Source organism: Micromonospora sp. WMMD729, assembly GCF_049315225.1.
In the GTDB taxonomy this organism is placed as follows: Bacteria; Actinomycetota; Actinomycetes; order Mycobacteriales; family Micromonosporaceae; genus Micromonospora.
The window spans coordinates 3,448,058-3,469,662 of the sequence record NZ_CP186059.1 but is presented as its reverse complement, the minus strand read 5'-3'; the positions used below and the strand labels follow the sequence as shown (position 1 = coordinate 3,469,662).

The following is a 21,605-nucleotide window of genomic DNA, read 5'->3' as shown; positions in this document are numbered from 1 at the left end:
CCGTGTTCAGCGTGACCGTTCGGGATCACATGATGATCGCCCACAGTTTCCGGGGCGAGGTGTTCGGCCCGGCCCAGCGCCTGCACGGGGCGACGTTCGTGGTGGACGCCACGTTCCGCCGTCCCGACCTGGACGCCGACGGCATCGTCGTGGACATCGGCCTGGCCACCGAGCAGCTCCGGGCCGTGGTGGGGGAGTTGTCCTACCGCAACCTCGACGACGAGCCCGCGTTCGCCGGCATGAACACCACCACCGAGGTGCTGGCCCGTACCGTCGCCGACCGACTGGCCGAACGGGTGCACGCCGGTGACCTGGGGCCCGGCGCCCGGGAGCTGGCCGGCATCACCGTCACCCTGCACGAGTCACACGTCGCCTGGGCCAGCTACGAGCGGTCGCTGTGATCGACGCGGGCCGGCCGACGCCGGCCCACGCCTCCGGGGCGTCGACCCGCCGTACGGTGCACGTCGTCCTGCCCGGCGACATCGACGACCCGGGCACGCCCAGCGGCGGCAACACGTACGACCGGCGGGTCTGCGCCGGGCTCGGCGAGCGTGGCTGGGCGGTGCACGAGCACCCGGTGCCCGGCGGGTGGCCGCACCCCGACAGCGCCGCGCGGGCCGCCCTGTCCCGGCTGCTCGCCGCCACGCCGGACGACGCCGTGGTGCTCGTCGACGGCCTGATCGCCTCGGCCGTGCCGGACCTGCTCGCCCCGCACGCGACACGGCTGCGCCTCGTCCCGCTGGTGCACATGCCGCTCGACGACGCCGCCGAGGGCCGCGCGCTGGCCACCGCGCGAGCCGTCGTCACCACCAGCGAGTGGACCCGTCGCCGGCTGCTGGCCCGCCATTGGCTGCCCGCCGACCGGATCTACGTCGCGCCGCCCGGTGTGACGCCCGCGCCGGTGACGCCTGCCGGCGACGCCGCCGGTGACCGGCTGCTCTGCGTCGCCGCGGTCACCCGCCACAAGGGCCACGACCTGCTGGTCGACGCGCTGTGCGTGCTGGCCGAGACGCCGTGGACGCTGGTCTGCGCCGGCACGCTGACCCGGGAACCCGATCTGGTGGGCCGGCTGCGCGACCGGCTCGTCGGCGCCGGCCTGGCGCACCGGGTACGACTGGCCGGCCCGCTGACCGGCCCGGCGCTCGACGCCGCGTACGCTGCCGCCGACCTGCTGGTCCTGCCCTCCCGGGGCGAGACGTACGGGATGGTCGTCACCGAGGCCCTGGCGCGGGGCGTGCCGGTGCTGGGCACCGACGTGGGGGGTCTGCCCGAGGCGCTGGGGCGCACCCCCGACGGCGTCGTACCCGGTCTGCTGGTCCCACCGGACGACGCGGCCGCCCTGGCCGGCGCACTGAGCTGGTGGCTGGGCGACGACGAGCTGCGGTCCCGGCTGCGGCGCGCCGCGCTCGCCCGCCGCGACACCCTGACCGACTGGCCGGTGACGACCGCGCGCCTGGCCGCCGTGCTCGAGGAGGTGACGGGGTGACCGTCGAGGAGACCCTGCCGTTCGCCGACTGGCTGAGTCTGCGCGAACCGGCCGACGCGGCGGCCCGCGCCGAGGACCTGCTGGACGCCGTCCGACCCCGGCTGGTCGGCCACGACCCGATCGTGATCCACGACCTGGGCAGCGGCACCGGCTCGATGAGCCGCTGGCTCGCCGCCCGGCTCACCGGTCCCCAGCGGTGGGTGCTGCACGACCGGGACGCCGACCTGCTGGCCCGGGCCGCCGACAGCATGGCCGGGGTGACCGCCGCCGACGGGGCGCCGGTCACCGTGGACACCCGCTGCGGCGACCTGACCCGGCTGACCGCCGCCGACCTGTCCGACGGCGCGCTGGTCACCGCGTCCGCGCTGCTGGACATGTTGACCGCCGAGGAGATCGAACGGGTGGTCACGGCCTGCGTCGAGGCCGGCCGCCCCGCCCTGTTCGCCCTCTCGGTGACCGGACGGGTCCGGCTCACCCCCGAGGACCCGCTCGACGCCGCCGTCGAGGAGGCGTTCAACGCGCACCAGCGCCGTACCGTCGACGGCCGCCCGTTGCTCGGCCCGGACGCCGCCGCCGTCACCGCCGCCGCGTTCGCCCGGCGGGGCGTGCCGGTGGTCGAGCGGCCCAGCCCGTGGCGGCTCGGCCCCGAGCAGGCCGACCTGGCCGCCGAATGGTTCCGGGGCTGGCTCGGCGCGGCCTGCGAGCAGCGTCCCGACCTGGCCGGTCCGGCCGGCGCGTACGCCGAGCGTCGGCTGGCCGAGGCGGCGGCCGGCCGGCTGCGCGTGCTGGTCGAGCACCGGGACCTGCTGGCCGGCGGATGAACCATCGACACCCTGGGTACGTGCACTAGAGGGAGTGGACGATCTTCAGGGAGGACCGGCGTCGATGGTGTGGGCCTGGGCACGAGTGGTCGGCGGGGCGGGGCTGCTCGCCGTCCTGCTGTGGCAGGTGGGCGGCGGCGCGTTCCTCGCCGGGGTACGGCTGATCGACGCCCCGGCGCTGGCCGCGGCGCTGCTCATCGGCGTGCTCACCACGGTCTGCGCCGCGTGGCGGTGGAGTCTCGTGGCCGGTGGCCTGGGCGTACGGCTGCCACTGGCGACCGCGGTGGCGCACTGCTACCGGGCCGTGTTCCTCAACGCCACGCTGCCCGGCGGGGTGCTCGGGGACGTGCACCGGGCGGTGCGCCACGGCCGCGACGCCGGCGACGTCAGCCGGGGCATCCGCGCGGTGGTCTGGGAGCGTACCGCCGGTCAGGTGGTCCTGGTCGGTGTCGCCCTGGTGGTGCTCGCGGCGTTCCCGTCCCCGGTGCGGGGGTACCTGCCGGCCGCCGCCGCGCTGCTCGTGGCGGTCGGGCTGGCCGCCGTACTCCTTGCTCGGCTGTCGCCCGGGACCGGTCGGTCCCGGTGGGCGCGCGGCCTGCGCACCGCCGTCGCCGACGTGCGGGCCGGGCTGCTGGCCCGGCGGACCTGGCTCGGTGTGCTGGTCGCCTCCGCCGTGATGGTCGCCGGTCACCTGGCAACGTTCCTCGTCGCGGCCCGGACCGCCGGCTCCGACGCGCCGCTGACCCGGTTGCTGCCGCTGACCCTGCTCGCCCTGCTGGCCATGGGCCTGCCCCTGAACGTCGCGGGCTTCGGTCCCCGCGAGGGGGTGGCCGCCTGGGTGTTCGGCGCGGCCGGTCTCAGCGCCGCCGAAGGGGTCGCCACCGCCACCGTCTACGGCGCCCTCGTGCTGGTGGCCAGCCTGCCCGGCGCGGCCGTGCTGCTCGCCCGGCGGGCCCGCAAACCCACCACCGCTCGGGAAGCCGCCTTGCACGAGGGCTGTTGAGTCAGTGGTGAAACGGTACGCGTCGCCGCCGTCCCGCGGCGCCGGACAAAGGAGTTCCATGCCTGAAGCACTGCCGGTCGCCACGGTTCGTACGCAGGTCACGGTGCCGTTGGCGTTCCCCGACGGCTACACCACCACCGTTCGGGTGTTCACCTTCAAGGGGCTCGTCGACGGTCGGGAACACCTCGCCCTCGGCCTGGGCGACTGGGCCGGCGCGCTGGACGCCGTCGCCGCCGGCGGTGAACCGCCGCTGGTCCGTCCGCACAGCGAGTGCCTGACCGGGGACGTGTTCGGCAGTCAGCGCTGCGACTGCGGGCCGCAACTGCGCGAGGCGGTGCAGCGGATCGCCGAGACCGGCGGGTTCCTGCTCTACCTGCGCCAGGAGGGCCGGGGCATCGGCCTGTACGCCAAGCTCGACGCGTACGCCCTCCAGGACGCCGGCCTGGACACCTACCAGGCCAACGTGGCGCTGGGCCGAGGCGAGGACGAGCGCGACTACACCGCCGCCGCGCAGATGCTGGCCACCCTCGGCGTGCCGCGGGTACGCCTGCTCAGCAGCAACCCGGACAAGGCCGAACAGTTGACCCGGCTGGGCGTGGACGTGGTGGAACGCGTCCCCACCAGCATCTTCCTCTCCCCGGCCAACGCCGACTACCTGGCCGCCAAGGCCGCCAAGGCGGCCGAGGTCGAGGCGGCGGAGACGGCAGCGGCCGAGGCGCAGGCGGGCCCCGACCGGCCCGTCTCCCGGTGAGCTGCCGACCGGCGTCGCCACGGCCCTACGTGCTGCTGAGCTGCGCCACCTCCATCGACGGGTACATCGACGACGCCTCCGACCAGCGTCTGCTGCTGTCCAACGCGGACGACCTCGACCGGGTCGACGCGGTCCGGGCCGGCTGTGACGCGATCCTGGTCGGGGCCGCCACCGTCCGCCGCGACGACCCCCGCCTGCTGGTGCGGTCCCCGGTGCGGCGGGCCGAACGGGTGGCGGACGGCCGGCCCGCCTCGCCGGTCAAGGTGACGCTGACCGCGCGGGGGGACCTCGACCCGACCGCCCGGTTCTTCACCGCCGGCGACTCCACCCGGCTGGTCTACTGCGCCAGCGGTGCGCTGGACAAGACCCGGGAGCGGGTCGGTGAGCTGGCCACCGTCGTCGACGGGGGAGAGCCGGTCGACCTCGGGTGGGTCCTGGCCGACCTGGACACGCGGGGGGTACGCCGCCTGATGGTCGAAGGTGGCGGGACGGTACACGCCCAGTTCCTCACCGCCGGCCTCGCCGACGAGCTGCACCTGGTCGTCGCCCCGTTCTTCGTCGGTGACCACCGGGCGCCGCGCTTCGTCGGCGAGGGGGACTTCCCCTGGCACCCGGGCCGCCGCGCCCGACTGGCCGAGACGCGCCAGATCGGCGACGTGGTGCTGCTGCGCTACGCGCTCTCGGACCGCTGCCGGGACGGCTGACGGCGCCGGCGCAGCGCGTACGCGAGCGCGCTGAGCAGGAAGAGCGCACCGCTGAGCGCCAGCCAGCGCAGCAGGTACGGCCGCTGGGTCTGGCCGGTGGCCGCCTCGTGGGTCGTCTCGCCCCAGCGCAGGATGCCGGGGGCGTAGACCAGGAACAGCAGCGCCGTGCCGAGCGCCGGCACCCGCAGGTGGTTGAGCAGCGCGACCCGACCGTGCGCCACCGCGCGCAGCACCCGGTCGGCGCTCGCGTACACCGGGAACAGCACCAGGTCGTGGGCGATGACCGCGCCGACGAACCAGAGCAGCATGCGGCCGAACGTCGCCTCGTCGGCGAGGCGTAGCGCCACCCAGCCGGCGAGCACGATCACCGCCGTCACCAGGACGAGGTGCCAGGGCGCGGCGCCGTAGGCCGCCCGCAGCCGCCCGGCCGGTCCCCGCGTCGGCCCGACCCGCTCAGTCATCGGCCCGCCCCCGGAAGTCGATCTCGGCGACCCACTTGGTGCAGTGCACACCGGGCAGGGCGGGCACGATGACCCGGGCCGGGTAGCCGTGGTCGGGGGCGAGGTCGACGCCGTTGACCCGCAGGGCGAGCAGCGCATCGGGGTCGAGGAGCTGGTTGGCCGCGAGCACCGCGGTGCGGAACAGCCCGGCCTGCTCCAGCGACGACACCCGCGCCGACACCGGATCGGGGACGCCGGCGAGCGCCGCCAGGTCCCGCAGCCGTACGCCGGTCCACCGCTGCCGGGTCGACCAGCCCTCGACGCAGGCGATGGGCAGCTCGGCGGTGTGCTGGGCCAGGGCCAGCAGGCCGGGCCGGTCCAGGGTCACCGTCCGACCACCGCCGCGCAACGTCAGCCGCCAGCCCGCGCCGGTCTGCTCGGGGCGTACGCCGGCGGCGGCCACGGTGCGGTTGACCGGGAAGCCGTTCGGTCCGGTGCCGGGCTGTCGACCCCGGGGCAGCAGCAGCGCGGTACGCCGCAGCGGACCGTCCAGGCTCTGCCCGACGGTCAGCACGGCCAGCAGCAGCGCGCCGCCGCCCACCAGCGCCACCGCCCCACGCCGGCTGACCGTGGCCGGCCCGGGCTCGGTCGCGACCAGGCCGTCCGGGTCGGGCGGCTCGGGTCGTGTGTCGGCGCGCGAGGTCCGCAGCTCCGTGCCCAGCGGGCGGGACCGCAGCGCGGTCACCAACTGGGGGAACTTGATGATCACATGCGCCACGAAGGCCGCCGTGAAGATCCACGCTCCGAAGTAGTGGGCGGTGTAGAAGTCGAAGCCGAACACGTACGAGTACTGGATGTTGAGCAGGCCGGTGGCGATCTGGAACAGGATCCCGCCGACCAGCAGCAGCAGGGTGAGCCGTTCCAGCACCTGCGCCACCGAGCGGGCCGGCGGCCAGTCGAACAGCTTCGGCAGCACCGACCACAGCTTGCCCAGCACCACCGGCACGAGCACGATCCCGAGTGTCACATGCAGGCCCTGGGTGACCCGGAACAGCCACGACGGCCGCGTCGGCCAGTCGAAGACGGGCAGCCGCAACCACCCCACGTCCTGCGGGAACGCCTGGTCGAAGCGGGGGCCGTAGGCGGCGTAGTCGAGCAGCCCTGTGATGATCACCAGGGGCAGCGCCACCAGCAGCGCCGCACCGTAGACGGCGGTGAGCCAGGGACCGCGCAACGGACTGCGCCAGGCGCGTTCGGCCGCGTCCACACCCGGCGGACGATGCCGGGCCAGCCCGCGCCACAGCCCGCGCGGCGCGCCGTACCCGTCCGCCTCCGACGTCCGGACCCCGCTGCCGTCCGGGCCCGCCCTACCTCCTGACACCCGCTGCTCCCTCCGCGCATCCCGCCCTGCCGTCGCCGGTCCGCCGGGCACGGGCACTGCCGGCAGGTTAGACCGCAGAGGTACGGCGGAACGGGGTTTACGCATTACCGAACGCTTACCGGGCCACCGCCGCCGGTCGAGCTGTTGCGAACTCCTTACGGCTGCGCCGAACCGGCCCGCCGGGGGCCCGGGCGGCCCTACCGTGGCCGACATGCGCGTACTGGTCACCGGCGCGGCCGGGTTCATCGGGTCGCAGGTCGTCGACCTGCTCGTCGGGCAGGGCCACGAGGTGGTGGCGCTGGACGCGCTGCTGCCCCAGGCGCACGGCGGGGAGCTGCCCACCTGGTCCCGTGAGCACCAGGTGGTCCGCGGCGACGTCCGGGACGGCCCCCTGCTGGACCGCCTGCTGGCCGGTGTGGACGCGGTCTGCCACCAGGCGGCGATGGTGGGCCACGGACTGGACCCGTCGGACGGCCCCGACTACGTCACGCACAACGACTACGGCACGGCCGTGTTGCTGGCCGCGCTGCACCGGGCCGGGATCGGCCGTCTGGTGCTGGCCAGCTCGATGGTGGTGTACGGCGAGGGGCGCTACGCCTGCCCCGAGCACGCCACGGTACGTCCCGCGCCCCGGCGGCACGAGGACGTGGCGGCCGGCCGGTACGACCCGACCTGCCCCCACTGCGGTCGGGCGCTCGACCCGGTGCTCGTCCCCGAGGACGCGCCGCTGGAGCCGCGCAGCACGTACGCCGCCAGCAAGCTCGCGCAGGAACACCTGGCCGCCGCCTGGGCCCGGCAGACCGGTGGGACGGTGTGGGCGCTGCGCTACCACAACGTCTACGGTCCCCGGATGCCCCGCGACACCCCGTACGCCGGCGTGGCGTCCATCTTCCGGTCGGCGCTGGCGGCCGGCGTGGCACCCCGGGTGCTCGAGGACGGCCGGCAGCGGCGAGACTTCGTGCACGTCACCGACGTGGCGCGGGCCAACCTGCTGGCGCTCGGCAGCGGCCTCCCGCCGGCCACCCTGATGCCGGTGAACGTCTGCTCGGGCGAGCCGCACACCGTCGGGGAGCTGGCGGTCGCGCTGGCCGAGGCGATGGGCGGACCGGCCCCGCAGGTCGTGGGCGGGGCACGGGCGGCCGACGTACGCCATGTGGTCGCCGACCCGCGCCGGGCCACGGAGCTGCTCGGCTACACCGCCCGGGTCGGCTTCGCCGAAGGCGTGGCCGGCTTCGCCACCGACCCGCTCCGCGAACCAGCCGCCGTGGCAGGCTGACCCCCACGCGCCGCCCGCCGCGCCTGTTGCGCGCCGATCTTGCACTTTCTGCTGAGATAAATGTGGGCACACAGTCCATATCGACAACCGAAACTGCAAGATCGACGCATCAGGTTGGTGGTCAGGAGACCGTCCAGAGCAGGTGGTTGACGGCCAGCGCGGTGAGCGCCTGCGCGGCCAGCCACCAACGCCGCGACCCGGCCGGCAGGTGGGCGGTGGCCACCAGCAGCCAGCCGACGAAGGGCAGCCAGATCCGCTCCACCTCCGCCTTGCTCAGCCCGGACAGGTCGGCACCGAGGACCGCCACCAGGGCGGCCAGCGGCAGCAGCACCGTGGGACCCGCTGCGCGTACCGCCGCAGGCAGGGCCGACGGCCCCACGGCCCGCCAGCCGGGCGCGGCCGCCAGCGCACGACGCAGCGCCGGCCCCAGCACCGGGCCGGCGCTGAGCAGCAGCGCGGCCAGGTTGGCCCACACCCAGTAGGCGTACGGGCGGTCGGCCGCCCAGCCCTGGTAGTACCGCTGGACCACCAGGTGGTAGCCGTCCCACCAGTGAAAGCCCGCCGCGACGAACACCGCCGTCACGGCCGCGACGCCGACGGCGGCGGCGAGCAGTGCGCCCAGGCGGTGGGTACGGCGCAGCGCCACCACGGCCAGCGCGAGCACACCCACCAGGAGGAACCCGTACGACAGGTGCAGCGCGAAGCCGAGCACCGCGCCCCCGACCAGGGCGGCCACCCGGCCACGGACCGCCAGCAGCGCCAGACCGGCCGCGACCACGGCGGCGAAGATGCCGTCGGCGGAGGCCCCCACCCAGACCGCCCCCGGCAGCAGCACCAGGAACGGCACCACCGCGCGGGCCGCGTCCGGCGCGCCGAGCGCGCGCAGCGTCACCGGCACCGACACCGCGACCGTGGCGCCGAGCAGCACGCAGGCCAGCGCTGCGGCCGTGCCGCCGCCGAGACCGACGCGGTCCAGCCAGACGAAGATGAGCAGCGCGCCCGGCGGGTGGCCGGCGGTGTGGGTGGACCAGGAGTCGGGTTGGAAGTCCACGATCCGGTCGGTGAAGCCGGCCAGCATCGCCGGGATGTCGGTCACCCCGGGCACCTCGTGCAGGTACTCGGCCTGCGGGGTGAGCCGCCGGGTGAGCCCCGCCGACCAGCCGTCGACCAGCGCCAACGACACCGTCCAGGCCACCGCCGTCAGCCAGGCGGCGGCCAGCAGGCGGCCCCACCGGGCGGTGCGGGCCCACCGGACCCCCCAGACCACCACCGCGACCGCCACCGCCAGCGCCGCCGGGCTGCCCCAGCCGACGTGCGGCCGCCACGTCGCGTACAGCGGGGCGGCGTCCGCGTGCAAACCGCCGCCGCGCGCGTTGAGCACGGCCCCCACCAGCACGGCGACGCCGAGCAGCGCCCCCTCCACGCCCAGGACCAACAGGTCCCCGGCGTGGCGGCGAGGTGGGGTCCGCCCGGGGGCGGCGACGTGCGCGGTGGTTGAGGCCATGACCACCGGACGGTACGGGGACAGCCCACCCCCGCGCTCGCCAATCGGCGGCCCGTCACCGGACGGTAAGAAATGCCCGCTCGGTAAGGGTTCGGTAAGCACATTTCGGCCTCCGCCGCGAGGGTGCCGCCCTAGCGTCGGCGGTATGGCGACTGAGATCGACGTGGTGCTGCCCTGCCTGGACGAGGCAGCCGCCCTGCCGGGCGTGCTCACCGCGCTGCCGCCCGGCTACCGGGCCATCGTGGTGGACAACGGCTCGCGGGACGGCTCGCCCGAGGTGGCCGCCCGGCACGGTGCCCGGGTGGTGCACGAACCCCGACGCGGCTACGGGGCGGCGGTGCACGCCGGTCTGGAGGCCGCCGACGCGGAGCTGGTGTGCGTGCTCGACGCCGACGGGTCGTTCGACCCCGCCGAGCTGCCGGCCCTGGTCGCCCCGGTGTCCGCCGGCACGGCCGACCTGAGCGTGGGTCGGCGTCGACCGGTCGGGATGGGGGTGTGGCCGTGGCACGCCCGTGCCGGCACGGCGCTGGTCGCCGCGTTGCTGCGCCGTCGGGGCGTACCGTTGCGGGACCTCAGCCCGATCCGGGTGGCCCGCCGCCAGGCGCTGCTCGACCTCGGCGTCACCGACCGGGCCTTCGGCTACCCCCTCGAACTGCTGATCCGGGCCGCCGCCGCCGGCTGGCGGATCCACGAGACGGACGTCAGCTACGCCCCCCGCGCAGCCGGTACCCGGTCCAAGGTCTCCGGTTCGGTCCGGGGCACCCTGCGGGCCACCCGCGACTTCGCCGGGGTGCTGCGGACCGTGGACGGCTCCCGGTGACCGTCCTGCTGGTGGTCGCCAAGGCGCCGGTCGCCGGGGCGGTGAAGACGCGGCTCTGCCCACCGGTCACGCCGGCCCAGGCGGCCCGGATCGCCGCCGCCGCGCTGCGCGACACCCTCGACGCCGTCCGCGCCACCCCCGGTGTCATACCCGTGCTGGCCTGGTCGGGTCGGCTGGCCGAGGCGGAGGACGCCGACGTGTTGACCGCCGCACTGGACGGCTGGTCGGTGCTCGACCAGCGGGGGGTCGGGCTCGGCGAGCGGCTCGCCAACGCGTACGCGGAGGTCGCCGCCGCGTACCCCGGCGAGCCGGTGGTGCAGATCGGGATGGACACCCCGCAGGTGACGCCGGCCCGGCTGGCGGTGGCGGTGGCCCGGCTGCGCGCCGCCGACGCCGTGCTGGGTCGGGCGCACGACGGCGGGTGGTGGTCGTTGGGGCTGCGCGAACCGCGGCACGCCCGGGTGCTGCGGGACGTGCCCATGTCGACGCCCGACACCGGCCGCGACACGTGGGCCGCCCTGACCGGGCGTGGCCTGCGCACCGCGCCACTGCCGGTGCTGCGGGACGTCGACGAGTGGTCCGACGCCCTCGCGGTGGCCGTCGAGGTTCCCGGCGGGCGCTTCGCCCAACAGGTCGCGGCGGTCCGCCTCACCCTGCTGCCGGACGGCCGCCGGTGAACCCCGTCGACACCGCCCCGGTCGAGGCCGCGCCGCCGCTGCGGTCACCGTCCGCGCCGACACCGACCCGTGGGTACGACGGCGACCCCTTCGCCGCCGCGCTCGCCGCCGACCGCGCGGCCCTGCGGCGGTGGCTGGTGCACGGCGACGGTGTCCGCAGCCGGCTGCCGGTGGACCGCTGGCACGGCACGGCCGAGGCGGCGGTCGCCAACCTGGTGGCCCGCTGTGGCGGCCCGACGCTCGATCTCGGCTGCGGGCCGGGCCGGCTCACCGTGGCGCTGACCCGTGCCGGCCTGACCGCGGTCGGCGTGGACGTCTCCGCGACGGCGGTACGGCTCACCCGGGCCCGCGGCGCGGTCGCGGTGCACGGGGACCTGTTCGGCCCGCTGCCGGCCGAGGGTCGGTGGGCGCACGCGGCGCTGATCGACGGGAACATCGGCATCGGTGGCGATCCGGTGGCGCTGCTGCGCCGCTGTCGGGACCTGCTCGCACCGGGTGGCACCGTGCTTGTCGAGCTGGAGCCGCCCGGCGCGGGGTCGTGGCAGGGACAGGCCCGGGTGGCCGCCGAGCAGCGGGCCGGCCGGGTGCTGCTAGGCCCGGGGTTCCGCTGGGCCCGGGTGGACGCGCGGGCCGTGCCCACGGTCGCGGCCGCCGCCGGGTTGGCGGTACGGGACGTGTTCCGGCAGGGCCGGCGCTGGTTCGGTGAGCTGCGGGCGGGTCGCTGAGGACGCGGGCGTCAGGCGGCCGGCAGGCGGACCACGAAACGGCAGCCGCCGCCGACGTTGTGCACGTCCACCCGGCCGCCGTGCGCCTCGACCAGTCCGCGCACGATCGCCAGCCCCAGCCCTCCGGAGCCTTCCCCTTCGGGGCGGGGGGTCCGGGCCGGCTCGCCCCGGAACGCCACGTCGAACAGTCGGGGCAGGTCGTCCTCGGGGATGCCGCCGCAGGTGTCGGCGACCGCCAGCCAGGCGGCGTCGCGTTCGCAGCCGGCGTCCACCCGCACGGTGCCGTCGCTCGGCGTGTAGCGGACCGCGTTGAGCAGCAGGTTGCCCACCACCCGGGCCAGTTCGGGTTCGCTGGCCAGCACGGTGGGCCAGCCCGACTCGGCGGCCTCCAGACGGATGCGGCGAGCCTTCGCCAGCGGCGCGGTGCCGGCGAGGGCGTCGGAGACCACCTCGCCGAGCGGCACCGCCGACAGGGTCAGGCGCAGCGCCCCGGCGTTGATCCGGGAGAGCTCGAACAGGTCGTCGACGAGTCGGGTCATCCGGTCGGTCTGCACGCGGATCCGCCGGTGGTACTCGGCGACCGTCGCCGGGTCGTCGACCACCCGGTCCTCCAGCGCCTCGGCCATCGCCCGCAGACCGGCCAGCGGTGTCCGCAGGTCGTGCGATACCCAGGCGACCAGGTCCCGGCGGCCCTTCTCCACCCGGCGTTCCCGCTCCCGGGCCTGCGCCGCCCACACCGCCGCCGCGGCCAGCCGACGCCCGAAGTACCAGCCCACCCCGAGGCTCACGACGGCCGCCGCGGCGACCGTGAGCAGGACGACCTGCAGGTCGTGCGGGGACAGGAACATCGCCTGGGCGACGACCACCACTCCCGCCACCACGGCGACCACGGTGATGGTGAGCAGGACGCACACGTGCACGGTGATCGACCGACGGCGCAGCAGCCGCAGGGTCAGCGCGCCCAGCAGGCCCACGCCGAGCGCGGCCGCGAGCGCCGCCCCGAAGATCAGCGCCAGGTCACGCATCGGCCGGCTCGTACCGGTAGCCCACGCCCCAGACCGTGACGATCCGTCGTGGCTCGGCCGGGTCGTCCTCGATCTTCTCCCGCAGCCGGCGGACGTGCACCGTCACCGTGGACTGGTCGCCGAAGTTCCAGCCCCAGACGCGTTCCAGCAGCTCGGCGCGCTTGAACGCCCGCGTCGGGTGCCGCATCAGGTGGGCCAGCAGGTCGAACTCGCGCAGCGTCAGGGCCAGCTCGCGGCCGTGCAGGCGGGCGATCCGTGGCCCGGTGGCCACCTCCAACCCCGCGTCGCTGAGCAGTTCGGCCGCCGGCGCGGCCGGCTCGCCGGCCCGGCGCAGCACCGAACCGACCCGCAGCACCAGCTCGCGCGGCGAGAACGGCTTGCCCAGGTAGTCGTCGGCGCCGAGTTGCAGCCCGAGCACCCGGTCCGCCTCGTCGCCCCGGGCGGTCAGCATGATGATGGGTACGCCGTCCGGCCGCTCCCGCAGCCGCCGGCACACCTGCAACCCGTCCAGCCCGGGGAGCATCAGGTCCAGGACGACCAGGTGCGGCGGCCGGTCCTGGACGGCCTCGAGGGCGGCCAGCCCGTCCGCGACGTGGCTCACCTCGTACCCGGCGTGTTCCAGGTAGCGGCAGACCACGTCGCTGACCGTCCGGTCGTCGTCGACCACGAGCACCCGCTGCGCCACCGGTCACCTCCCCGCAGCCAGCCTAGCCAGGGCCGCCGACCGACCCGGACGGGCAGTTCTTGCGGTTCTCTTACGGCGCCGCGACGGTCGGCCACCCATCGACCGACCGACCGCCCGGGCCGGCGGCGCGCGCTGCGTACGATGCGGGGCTGAGTTCCCCTCGTACCGGCGGAGGTATCGGCAGATGAAGGGCCAGCACGAGGGTTTCGCCCTCGGTGTCGACCTCGGTACGTCCAACACGGTCGCCGTGCTGCGGTGGCCGGACGGGCGGACCCGCCCGTTGCTGATGGACGGTCAGCCGGTCAGCCCGTCCGCCGTGTACGCCGACCCGGACGGCACCCTGCACGTCGGGTGGGACGCCCGTCGGTTGGCGCAGGCCGATCCGGCCCGGTTCGAGCCGAACCCGAAACGCCGGGTGGACGAGCCGAGCGTACGGCTGGGGGACCGTTCGTACCTTCCGGCGGAACTGCTCGCCGCGGTGCTGGCCGCGATCGGACGGGCCGCGGTGGACGCCGTCGGTTTTCTGCCTCCGGCCGTGCTGACCTGCCCGGCGGCCTGGGACGAGACGCGTCGGCAGGTGCTCGCCGACGCGTTGCTGCGGGCGGGCTGGCCGCAGGCGGCCGAGCACACCCTCGCCGGGCCGACGCCGTCGGGCACCCGGCTGCTGCGCGAGCCGGTGGCCGCAGCCCGCTACTACACGCAGGTGCTGCACCGGCCGGTGCCGGTCGGCGGCGCGATAGCGGTGTTCGACTTCGGCGGCGGCACGCTCGACGTGGCGGTGCTGCGCAACGAGGGCGCCGACCCGTGGGGTGATTCCGGCTTCCGGGTGATCGCCGACGGCGGCCTGCCCGACCTGGGCGGACTGGACCTGGACGCGGCGCTGGTGGGCCGGGTCGGCGAGCTGCTCGGCGAGCGGCACGCCCGGCGGTGGGCCCGGCTGGTCCGGCCGTCGGACCCGGCGCAACGCCGCGACCAGGTCCGGCTGTGGGACGAGGTACGCGGTGCGAAGGAGACGCTGTCCCGTTCGACCGTGGCCCCGGTCGCGGTGCCCGGGGTCGCCGAGGCGGTGCGGTTGACGCGGGAGGACGTCGAGAGGGTGCTCACGCCCCTGCTGCGTCGGGCGGTGGAGCGGGCCCGGGAGGTCATCGCCGCTGCGGGGCTGCGCCCCGACCAGCTCGCCGGCCTGTTCCTGGTGGGCGGCTCGTCGCGGATACCACTGGTGGGGCGGATGCTGCACACCGAGCTGGGGGTCGCGCCGACGGTGCTGGACCAGCCCGAACTGCCGGTCGCCGAGGGTGCGCTCACGGACATTCCGCTGCGCCGGCCGCTGCCGGCGTACGCGGGGCCGCAGGCCGCACCGCCCGCACCGTCGGCTCCGGCTGCCCTGCCCGCGCCGGCTGTGGCGGGCCCGACCGTGCCGACCGTACCGTCGCAACCCGGACCGGCGTCGCCCCCGCCGGTCGGCCCGGGGTGGCCGCCGGCGCCCGCGCCGACCGTGCCGGAGCCCCCGGCTGAGGCGGGCACCCCGGTCGGCGCGTCGTCCGGTCCATCGCACGGTTCGACCTGGCGGCGGGTCCGCTGGGTGGTGCTCGGCGCGGTGCTCGCCCTGGCCGGCGTGACCACCGCGGCGACGCTCTACCTCCTGCGCGACCGCTACCCGGACCTGGAGTTCGGGCCCCTGCGCGAGCTGTCCAGGCCGGCGGCCGGCGTCGAGCGGCCCACCGACATGTTCACGGCGGTGCTCGGTGATCGGGCCTATCTCGGGTTCGACCTGCCGGATGATCGGCTGGAGGTGGTGGCCGTCGACACCGGTACCGGCGACGAGCTGTGGCGTAGGCAGACCGACGTCACGGCCGACGACTGGGCCGGCCTCATCGCCGTACCCGGGGCCGTCGCCGTCCTCGCCGACGCCCCGGGCGACAGCACCCCGCGTGAACTGGCCGTCCTGGATGGACGCTCGGGTGCCCAGCGGTGGCACCGGGCGGTCCGCGGCGACGACGACATCTACTTCTCCGACGACACCGCCGTGCTGGTGGACCGGACCGCCGGCCGGCTGGTCGGCCTGAAGCTCAGCGACGGCACCGACCGGTGGAGCAGGCCCAATCCGAGCGACCAGTACGGCGGGGCGCGTACCGTCGTGCGGCCGGTGACCACCGACGCGGCGGCGGGCGGACCCTCCTTCCTCGATGGCGCTGCCCGCGAGCCGTGGACGGGCAAGGGCCGGCGACTCGTGCAGGTCGGGGCCGACCGGTCGGTGCGACTGCTCGACATGGGCTCCGGCGAGGTGCTGCGCGAGTGGGGCAACGTCGCCGACCTCGACGACCTGGTGGTGGCGCACGAGGACCGGCTCTACGTGGCCCCGACGGACAACGGGTACCAGGTGCTGGCGTACGACCTGACGTCCGACGCCGCACCGGTGGTCCTGTACCGGTCCGGGAACGCGGAGTACCGGCCGAAGACGCTTGTGGCGTGCGGCGAGCGGCGGGCGTGCCTGGTGCAGGTGCGCGGCAGCGACGCCGAACGCACCGAGGTCGTGGCGGCCACCGAGGGCAAGGCCCCGGTGTCCTGGTCGGCACCGGGCGTGTCCGGCCTGGTCCCGCTGGGCGAGCAGGTGCTCGCCCAGCGGGAGTACCCCGAGGCCACGGTCACCCTGTTCGACACGGCCGGCAAGGCGGTACTGGCCGAGCGCCCCGGCGTGGCGGCCCGACTGGACGCCGGCAACCTGCTCGTCTTCGCCGAGCCGACCAGCACGGTCGCGGACAGCCGCAGCCTCGCCGGGGTGTGGGCGGAGTCGGGTGAGGTCGACGAGCTGGGTCAGCTCGTCGACGTGCGCAGCGCGTCCTGTTCGTGGAACACCCGGGTCATCGCGTGCGGGGCGGACCGGGACTTCGTGCTGTACCGCTTCGCCGACGACTGAACACCCGACCGCGCGGACGGCGGCCGGGTGTGTGGCGGGCCTGCCGGCGACGGCCCGTACGATGCTCCGGTGAATGTCCGGGGTGTCGTCCGCGCCGATCGTCCGCTGGTGGTCCTCGCCGTCGGGGAGGAGGCCCGCTACCTCCCGGACGAGCTGCCGGTGCTGCTCACCGGCATGGGCAAGGTCAACGCCGCCAGCGCGGTCGCGGCGGTGCTGGCCGCCGGGCCGCGTCCCAGCCTGCTGCTCAACCTGGGTACGGCCGGCGCGCTGCGCCCCGGCTGGACGGGTATCCACGAGGTCGCCACCGTGCTCCAGCACGACCTGGACACCGCCCTGCTGCGGACCCTCACCGGCCAGACCTACGGCGCGCCGCTCGCGCTGGCCGCCGAGGGCGCGGTGCTGGCCACCGGTGACACGTTCGTGGCGGACGACGACGCGCGGGACCGGCTGGCGCAGCGCGCCGACCTGGTGGACATGGAGGGGTACGCGGTGGCCTGGGCCGCCGCGCAGGCCGGGGTGCCGTGCCGGCTGGTCAAGCAGGTCAGTGACGAGGCGGGGGAGGGCGCGGCCCGGACCTGGCGGGAGTCGGTGGACGACTGTGCCCGCGACCTCGCCGAGTGGGTGGGGCGACACCTCACCTGACCGATGACGGTCAGCCGGGACGTCGGCGTGGGCTCAGCCCTCGCGTGGTCTCCCGCTCGCCGGCACCGGGGGCCAGGACATGCCCGGCCAGCGCGGCCGCCACGATCGCGGTGACCAGCACCGGCGGCCAGCCGCCCGCCCAGGGCAGCACCAGCAGGGGCAGCAGTTGCGACACCACCCGCCGCCACGGCACGCGGGCGGAGAGCAGGTAGGCGAACAGCGCCCGGCCGAGCACGAACACCAGTGGCCCGCCGATGATCAGCATCAGCCACCGTACCGGGGTCGTGCCGGTCGGACGGTTGACGACCAGGTCGAAGGAGGCCGCCGTGAGGGCCACGCCGACCAGCAGCACGAGATGGGTGTACGGGGCGATCCGGGTGGACCGGCCGGGCACCGACTCGGCTGCGGCCTCGAGCAACTGGCCGGCCCGAAAGACGTAGATCTGCCAGAGCAGCAGCATGATGGCGAACGCGCTGAGCAGTGCGACGATGCGGAGGCGGTCGAACTCGCTGCGGCTGAGTTCCAGGGTGGGCACCAGGATGATGTCGCCGAGGGCCAGGATGACGAACTGCTGGTACCGCTCGCCGAGGTGCGCGGTGGTCCGGTCGTACTGGTCGAGCGGCACCCGGCCCAGCCTGGGCGTCGGGTAGCGCGCCGCGGCGGAGAGCAGGTCGATCGCGATCGCGGTGATCCAGATCCACCACCGTTGCGCGTCGGACAGCACGCCGGCGATCCAGAGGACGCCGGACACCAGGAACCAGAACAGGAACCGGGTGGCACGCGCCATGGCCGAGCGGTGCCGCTGCCGGTACAGCGTGCTGACCAGGATGATGCCGCGTATGACGTGGGTGCCGACGTAGGCGAGCGCGAAGGCGGTGGCCTGCGCCCTGGTGACCATCGGCAGCGCCGCCGCCATCCCGACCGACCCGACCATGGCGACCATGAGGATGGCCTGGATCGGGCGCTGTTGCGGATCGTAGAACTCGGTCGTGGTCGAGGTGACCGACCACGTCCACCAGATCGCGGTGAGCATCAGGAGCACCCCGGCGCCGCTGGCCCAGGACTCCTGGTCGGCGAGCAGTTTCGAGGTCTGCGCGAGCGCGGCCACGAAGACCACGTCGAAGAGCAGTTCGAGCAGCGTCGCCCGGGTCGACCCGTCCGGCCGGCGGACCAGCGCCGTGGTGCCTCCGGTGGTCATGCCCGGCCTCCCGCCGTGTCTTGGAGGATTATCGGCGGCGGGGGCGTGGCGCGTCCCCGGATCGGCGATTCCCGCTGACCGGGGAAGAGGGCGACCGGAGGTTGCCACGGCGCTCCGCCCCGGGCGAGGCTTGTCGACATCCATCGGTCTCGATCTCCGTCGGAGGTTCGGATGCGCCGTCTCCCGCTCGTCGCCCTCGTCCTGACCGCCCTCCTGCTCGTCGCGCCGGGCGCGGCGCAGGCGGCCCTGCCCGACCGTGCCGCGTCCGACGTGGTCGGCGTCCTGTCCGGGGTACGCACCCCGGGCGTCGCCTGGGGTGCCGACCCGGCCACCGGCCGGATGACCGTCACCGCCGACGACACGGTGGCCCCCGCCGAGCTGACGAGGCTGCGGGCGGTGGCCGATCGGGCCGGCGCGGTGCTGCGCCGGGAGACCGGCACACTGCGGCCCCTGATCGCCGCCGGCCAGGGCATCTACGGCAGCGGTAGCCGCTGCTCGCTGGGCGCGAACGTGCGCAGCGGCACCACCTACTACGTGGTCACCGCCGGCCACTGCACCGCGACCGTCAGCACCTGGTACGCCGACAGCGCGCAGACCACCGTGCTCGGCACCCGTACCGGCACCAGCTATCCGGGCAACGACTACGGGCTGATCCGCTACACCGGCCGGATCGCGCACCCGAGCGCGGTCTACACCTATCCCGGGTTGCTGGCCATCAACGGCCCCGGCACGGCGTACGTGGGTCAGGCGGTGTGCCGCAGCGGTGTCACCACCGGGGTGCGCTGTGGCACGGTCACCGCGCTCAACCAGACCGTCAACTACGCCACCGGCGTGGTCTACGGCCTGATCCGCACCAACATCTGCGCCGAGGCGGGCGACAGCGGCGGACCCCTGTACGTGGCGTCCACCGGCACGATCATCGGCATCCTCTCCGGGGGTAGCGGCAACTGCACCGCCGGCGGGACGACCTACTACCAGCCCATCGCGGAGGTGCTGGCGGCGTACGGCCTGACCCTGCCCTGACCGTCGTTGCGCTCTCCGCAACGGGTTGCTCGCGTGGCACAACGCGCCTAGGCTCGGCGGGACCCCGGACCCCTCCCCGAGGACGTGCGCCGCGATGTCGAGCGAGCCCCGAGAAGACCGCGCGGCCGCCTCGGCCGGCTCGACGCCGGCCGAGGTGGTCACGGTGGGCGAGAGCATGGTGATGCTGTGCCCACCCGTCGGCGAGCCGCTGGAGCACGCCGAGCGGGTCACCGTCTCGGTCGGTGGCGCGGAGTCCAACGTGGCCGGCTACCTGGCGCGGCTCGGCCACCGGGCGACCTGGGTGAGCCGGATCGGCGACGATCCCTTCGGCCGGCTGGTCGTCCGGCACGTCGCCGCCACCGGCGTCGACGTCGACCTGGTGGCGGTGGACCCGGCCGCACCCACCGGCCTCTACGTCAAGGATCCCGGCCCGACGGCCACCGCCGTGCACTACTACCGGGCGGGCTCGGCCGCGTCCCGGATGGACGGTGACACCCTGGCCCACCCACGGCTGGCTGGCGCGCGGGTCCTGCACCTGTCCGGCATCACCGCGGCGCTCTCGCCCTCCTGCCGGGAACTGATCGAGCGCGCGGTCACCGACCGCCCGCTACCGGGCGCGCTGGTCAGCTTCGACGTCAACCACCGGCCCCGACTCTGGCCCGCCGAACGGGCCGCGCCCGTGCTGCGCGACCTCGCCGACCGCAGCGACCTGGTCTTCGTCGGCCAGGACGAGGCGTACGCCCTCTGGGGCACGAGCGACCCGGCCGCCGTACGCCGACTGTTGCCCGGTCCACAGGCGGTGGTCGTCAAGGACGGCGCGGTCTGCGCCACCGTCCTGGTCCGCGATACCGAGCCGGTCGTCGTACCGGCCCCCCGCGTGTCGGTGGTGGAGCCGGTGGGCGCCGGTGACGCGTTCGCCGCCGGCTACCTGGCCGGACTGCTGCGGGACCTCGACCCGACGCGGCGGCTGCGCCTCGGTCACCTCGTCGCCGCGCAGGCGCTGGGCAGCACCGGTGACAGCGCGCCGGTGCCGCCGTGGTCGTGGTTCGAGCGGCTGATCGACGGCCCCTGGTCGCCACCCGACCTGACCGCCGCGCACGGCGAGGGCTGAGCGGTGTCCGAGGGTGTCGAGCGGGCGATGCGCGTGCTCGAACTCCTGGCCCGTGAGCCGGCGCAGCTCGGCGGCGTGGCCACCCACCTGGGCGTGCACAAGTCCACCGCGCTGCGGCTGCTGCAGACGCTCGAGGCGGGTGGCTTCGCGCGCCGCACCGACGGCGGCTGGACGGTGGGGCTGCGGCTGATCGACCTCGCCCAGCAGGCCCTGGACTCGCTGGACGTACGCGCGGTGGCCCGCCCCCACCTGGCGGCGCTGGGCCGCGACTGCGGGCACACCATCCACCTCGCGCAGCTGGTCGACGACGACCTCGTCTACGTCGACAAGATCGAGGCCCGGGGCCAGGTACGCATGTACTCCCGGATCGGCCGTACCGCCCCGCTGCACGCCAGCGGGGTGGGCAAGGTGGTGCTCGCGTACGCTCCGGCGTCCCGGGTGTCCCGGCTGGTCGACGGCGCCCCGCTGTCGGCGTACACCCCGGCCACCATCTGCGACCCGGCCGCGCTGCGCGCGGAGCTGGCGACCATCGCGGCGCAGGGCTGGGCCGCCGACGACGGCGAGTTCGAACCGCTGATCACCTGTGTGGCCGCGCCGGTCCGGCAGGCCGACGGCACGGTCACGGCCGCCGTGTCGGTGACCGCGCCGACGGTGGTCGCCAGCCTGGCCGACCTGCGTGCCGTGCTACCCCGACTGCTGCACACCACCCAGCAGATCTCCCACGAACTCGGATGGAGTGGACCATGACCACAGCAGACTTCGCGGACATCTTCGGCGGCGCCCGGGTGATGGCGATCCTGCGCGGCCTGCCGGTCGCCGAGACGGTCCGGTTCGCCGAGCGCGCCTGGGATCTCGGCATCGAGGTGGTGGAGGTGCCGGTCGCCACCGCCGACGCGGTGCCCGCCCTGCGTGCCGCCGTCGAGGCGGGCGCGGCGCGGGGCCGGATCGTCGGGGCCGGCACGGTGCTCGACGACGAGACGGTCGCGGCGGCCGCCGACGCGGGCGCCGCGTTCACCGTCGCGCCCGGCCTGGACCTCGCGGTGGCCGACGCCGCCGCCGCACGCGGTCTGCCGCACCTGCCCGGCGTGGCCACCCCCACCGAGGCGCAGGCGGCGCTGCGGCACGGCCTCACCTGGCTCAAGGCGTTCCCCGCGATCTCCCTCGGCCCAGCCTGGTTCAAAGCCATGGCCGGCCCCTTCCCCCAACTCCGCTTCGTGGCAACGGGCGGCCTGGACGCGACCAACGCCAAGTCCTTCCTGGACGCCGGCGTCCGAGTGGCAGCCGTCGGCTCAGCCCTGTCCGACCCCACCCAGCTAAACCACCTGGCCAACCTGACAACCCAACCCTGACCCCCGCCCCTCCACCCACGCGCGCCTCCCCCCTCCACCCCGCGCCGATCTTGCATTTTCTGTCCCG

Annotated in this window: 22 protein-coding genes; 16 read left to right on the top strand and 6 right to left on the bottom strand. The window is 75.4% G+C overall.

All coding sequences use genetic code 11. From position 1 onward, the window contains the following. Nucleotides 1-2: 2 nt before the first annotated feature. The 6 genes from ACN263_RS16040 (at nt 3) to ACN263_RS16015 (ending at nt 4,765) form a co-directional block, all read left to right on the top strand. The gene (locus ACN263_RS16040) at nt 3-401 is read left to right on the top strand and encodes a 6-pyruvoyl trahydropterin synthase family protein (RefSeq protein ID WP_422735099.1); all 399 of its coding nucleotides are present in this window, start codon (nt 3-5) and stop codon (nt 399-401) included. Further along, complete coding sequence (locus ACN263_RS16035) at nt 401-1,486, top strand: glycosyltransferase family 4 protein (RefSeq protein ID WP_422740726.1); 1,086 nt, start codon at nt 401-403, stop codon at nt 1,484-1,486. The genes ACN263_RS16040 and ACN263_RS16035 overlap by 1 nt, the downstream gene beginning before the upstream one ends. Beyond that, nucleotides 1,483-2,307, top strand: coding sequence for a class I SAM-dependent methyltransferase (locus ACN263_RS16030; protein WP_422735098.1), 825 nt, complete (start codon nt 1,483-1,485; stop codon nt 2,305-2,307). Before ACN263_RS16035 ends, ACN263_RS16030 begins: the two co-directional genes overlap by 4 nt. Nucleotides 2,308-2,371: 64 nt before the next feature. Next, entirely contained in the window at nt 2,372-3,310 is a 939-nt protein-coding gene (locus ACN263_RS16025) for a lysylphosphatidylglycerol synthase transmembrane domain-containing protein (protein ID WP_422735097.1), read from the top strand. Nucleotides 3,311-3,368: 58 nt separating this feature from the next. Then, the gene (locus ACN263_RS16020; protein WP_422735095.1) at nt 3,369-4,061 is read left to right on the top strand and encodes a GTP cyclohydrolase II; all 693 of its coding nucleotides are present in this window, start codon (nt 3,369-3,371) and stop codon (nt 4,059-4,061) included. Beyond that, nucleotides 4,058-4,765, top strand: coding sequence for a RibD family protein (locus tag ACN263_RS16015; RefSeq protein WP_422735094.1), 708 nt, complete (start codon nt 4,058-4,060; stop codon nt 4,763-4,765). The genes ACN263_RS16020 and ACN263_RS16015 overlap by 4 nt, the downstream gene beginning before the upstream one ends. Here ACN263_RS16015 and ACN263_RS16010 read toward each other — a convergent pair. Continuing rightward, nucleotides 4,732-5,226 carry a hypothetical protein gene (locus tag ACN263_RS16010; RefSeq protein ID WP_422735093.1) on the bottom strand — a complete coding sequence of 165 codons (495 nt, stop codon included), beginning with the start codon at nt 5,224-5,226 and terminating at the stop codon, nt 4,732-4,734. The genes ACN263_RS16015 and ACN263_RS16010 overlap by 34 nt on opposite strands. After that, nucleotides 5,219-6,586 (bottom strand): molybdopterin-dependent oxidoreductase, encoded by a 1,368-nt coding sequence (locus ACN263_RS16005; RefSeq protein ID WP_422735092.1) that lies wholly within the window; start codon nt 6,584-6,586, stop codon nt 5,219-5,221. The genes ACN263_RS16010 and ACN263_RS16005 overlap by 8 nt, the downstream gene beginning before the upstream one ends. A 211-nt stretch (nt 6,587-6,797) precedes the next feature. Between ACN263_RS16005 and ACN263_RS16000 the strand changes: the two genes are divergently transcribed. Beyond that, the gene (locus ACN263_RS16000) at nt 6,798-7,862 is read left to right on the top strand and encodes an NAD-dependent epimerase/dehydratase family protein (RefSeq protein WP_422735091.1); all 1,065 of its coding nucleotides are present in this window, start codon (nt 6,798-6,800) and stop codon (nt 7,860-7,862) included. Nucleotides 7,863-7,983: 121 nt separating this feature from the next. Here ACN263_RS16000 and ACN263_RS15995 read toward each other — a convergent pair whose 3' ends face one another. After that, entirely contained in the window at nt 7,984-9,366 is a 1,383-nt protein-coding gene (locus ACN263_RS15995) for a hypothetical protein (RefSeq protein WP_422735090.1), read from the bottom strand. Between the two features lie 145 nt (nt 9,367-9,511). On the opposite strand from ACN263_RS15995, the gene ACN263_RS15990 reads away from it, so the two are divergent. From ACN263_RS15990 to ACN263_RS15980, 3 genes are read left to right on the top strand one after another with little or no spacing between them, the layout of a single operon-like run. Further along, nucleotides 9,512-10,186, top strand: coding sequence for a glycosyltransferase family 2 protein (locus ACN263_RS15990; RefSeq protein ID WP_422735089.1), 675 nt, complete (start codon nt 9,512-9,514; stop codon nt 10,184-10,186). Then, nucleotides 10,183-10,863 carry a TIGR04282 family arsenosugar biosynthesis glycosyltransferase gene (locus ACN263_RS15985; protein ID WP_422735088.1) on the top strand — a complete coding sequence of 227 codons (681 nt, stop codon included), beginning with the start codon at nt 10,183-10,185 and terminating at the stop codon, nt 10,861-10,863. Before ACN263_RS15990 ends, ACN263_RS15985 begins: the two co-directional genes overlap by 4 nt. Continuing rightward, nucleotides 10,860-11,588, top strand: coding sequence for a class I SAM-dependent methyltransferase (locus tag ACN263_RS15980; RefSeq protein ID WP_422735087.1), 729 nt, complete (start codon nt 10,860-10,862; stop codon nt 11,586-11,588). Before ACN263_RS15985 ends, ACN263_RS15980 begins: the two co-directional genes overlap by 4 nt. 11 nt (nt 11,589-11,599) lie before the next feature. Here ACN263_RS15980 and ACN263_RS15975 read toward each other — a convergent pair whose 3' ends face one another. Both ACN263_RS15975 and ACN263_RS15970 read right to left on the bottom strand, forming a co-directional pair. Further along, nucleotides 11,600-12,613, bottom strand: a complete 1,014-nt coding sequence (locus tag ACN263_RS15975) for a sensor histidine kinase (protein ID WP_422735086.1) — start codon at nt 12,611-12,613, stop codon at nt 11,600-11,602. Further along, nucleotides 12,606-13,298, bottom strand: a complete 693-nt coding sequence (locus ACN263_RS15970) for a response regulator transcription factor (protein WP_422735085.1) — start codon at nt 13,296-13,298, stop codon at nt 12,606-12,608. The genes ACN263_RS15975 and ACN263_RS15970 overlap by 8 nt, the downstream gene beginning before the upstream one ends. 184 nt (nt 13,299-13,482) lie before the next feature. Between ACN263_RS15970 and ACN263_RS15965 the strand changes: the two genes are divergently transcribed. Further along, the gene (locus ACN263_RS15965; protein ID WP_422735084.1) at nt 13,483-16,215 is read left to right on the top strand and encodes an Hsp70 family protein; all 2,733 of its coding nucleotides are present in this window, start codon (nt 13,483-13,485) and stop codon (nt 16,213-16,215) included. Nucleotides 16,216-16,284: 69 nt separating this feature from the next. Then, nucleotides 16,285-16,857: a nucleosidase gene (locus ACN263_RS15960; RefSeq protein ID WP_422735083.1), complete on the top strand. Its 573-nt coding sequence runs from the start codon at nt 16,285-16,287 to the stop codon at nt 16,855-16,857. Nucleotides 16,858-16,867: 10 nt separating this feature from the next. On the opposite strand, the gene ACN263_RS15955 is transcribed toward ACN263_RS15960, so the two are convergent. After that, nucleotides 16,868-18,055, bottom strand: coding sequence for a low temperature requirement protein A (locus ACN263_RS15955; RefSeq protein WP_422735082.1), 1,188 nt, complete (start codon nt 18,053-18,055; stop codon nt 16,868-16,870). A 171-nt stretch (nt 18,056-18,226) separates the two neighbouring features. Between ACN263_RS15955 and ACN263_RS15950 the strand changes: the two genes are divergently transcribed. From ACN263_RS15950 to ACN263_RS15935, 4 genes are all read left to right on the top strand, one after another. Continuing rightward, complete coding sequence (locus ACN263_RS15950; RefSeq protein ID WP_422735081.1) at nt 18,227-19,078, top strand: S1 family peptidase; 852 nt, start codon at nt 18,227-18,229, stop codon at nt 19,076-19,078. Between the two features lie 94 nt (nt 19,079-19,172). Next, nucleotides 19,173-20,189: a sugar kinase gene (locus ACN263_RS15945; RefSeq protein ID WP_422735080.1), complete on the top strand. Its 1,017-nt coding sequence runs from the start codon at nt 19,173-19,175 to the stop codon at nt 20,187-20,189. 3 nt (nt 20,190-20,192) lie between these two features. Next, on the top strand, nt 20,193-20,936 hold the full coding sequence (locus ACN263_RS15940) for an IclR family transcriptional regulator (protein ID WP_422735079.1): 744 nt from the start codon (nt 20,193-20,195) through the stop codon (nt 20,934-20,936). After that, nucleotides 20,933-21,538, top strand: coding sequence for a bifunctional 4-hydroxy-2-oxoglutarate aldolase/2-dehydro-3-deoxy-phosphogluconate aldolase (locus ACN263_RS15935; protein WP_422735078.1), 606 nt, complete (start codon nt 20,933-20,935; stop codon nt 21,536-21,538). The genes ACN263_RS15940 and ACN263_RS15935 overlap by 4 nt, the downstream gene beginning before the upstream one ends. The last annotated feature ends 67 nt before the right edge of the window (nt 21,539-21,605 follow it).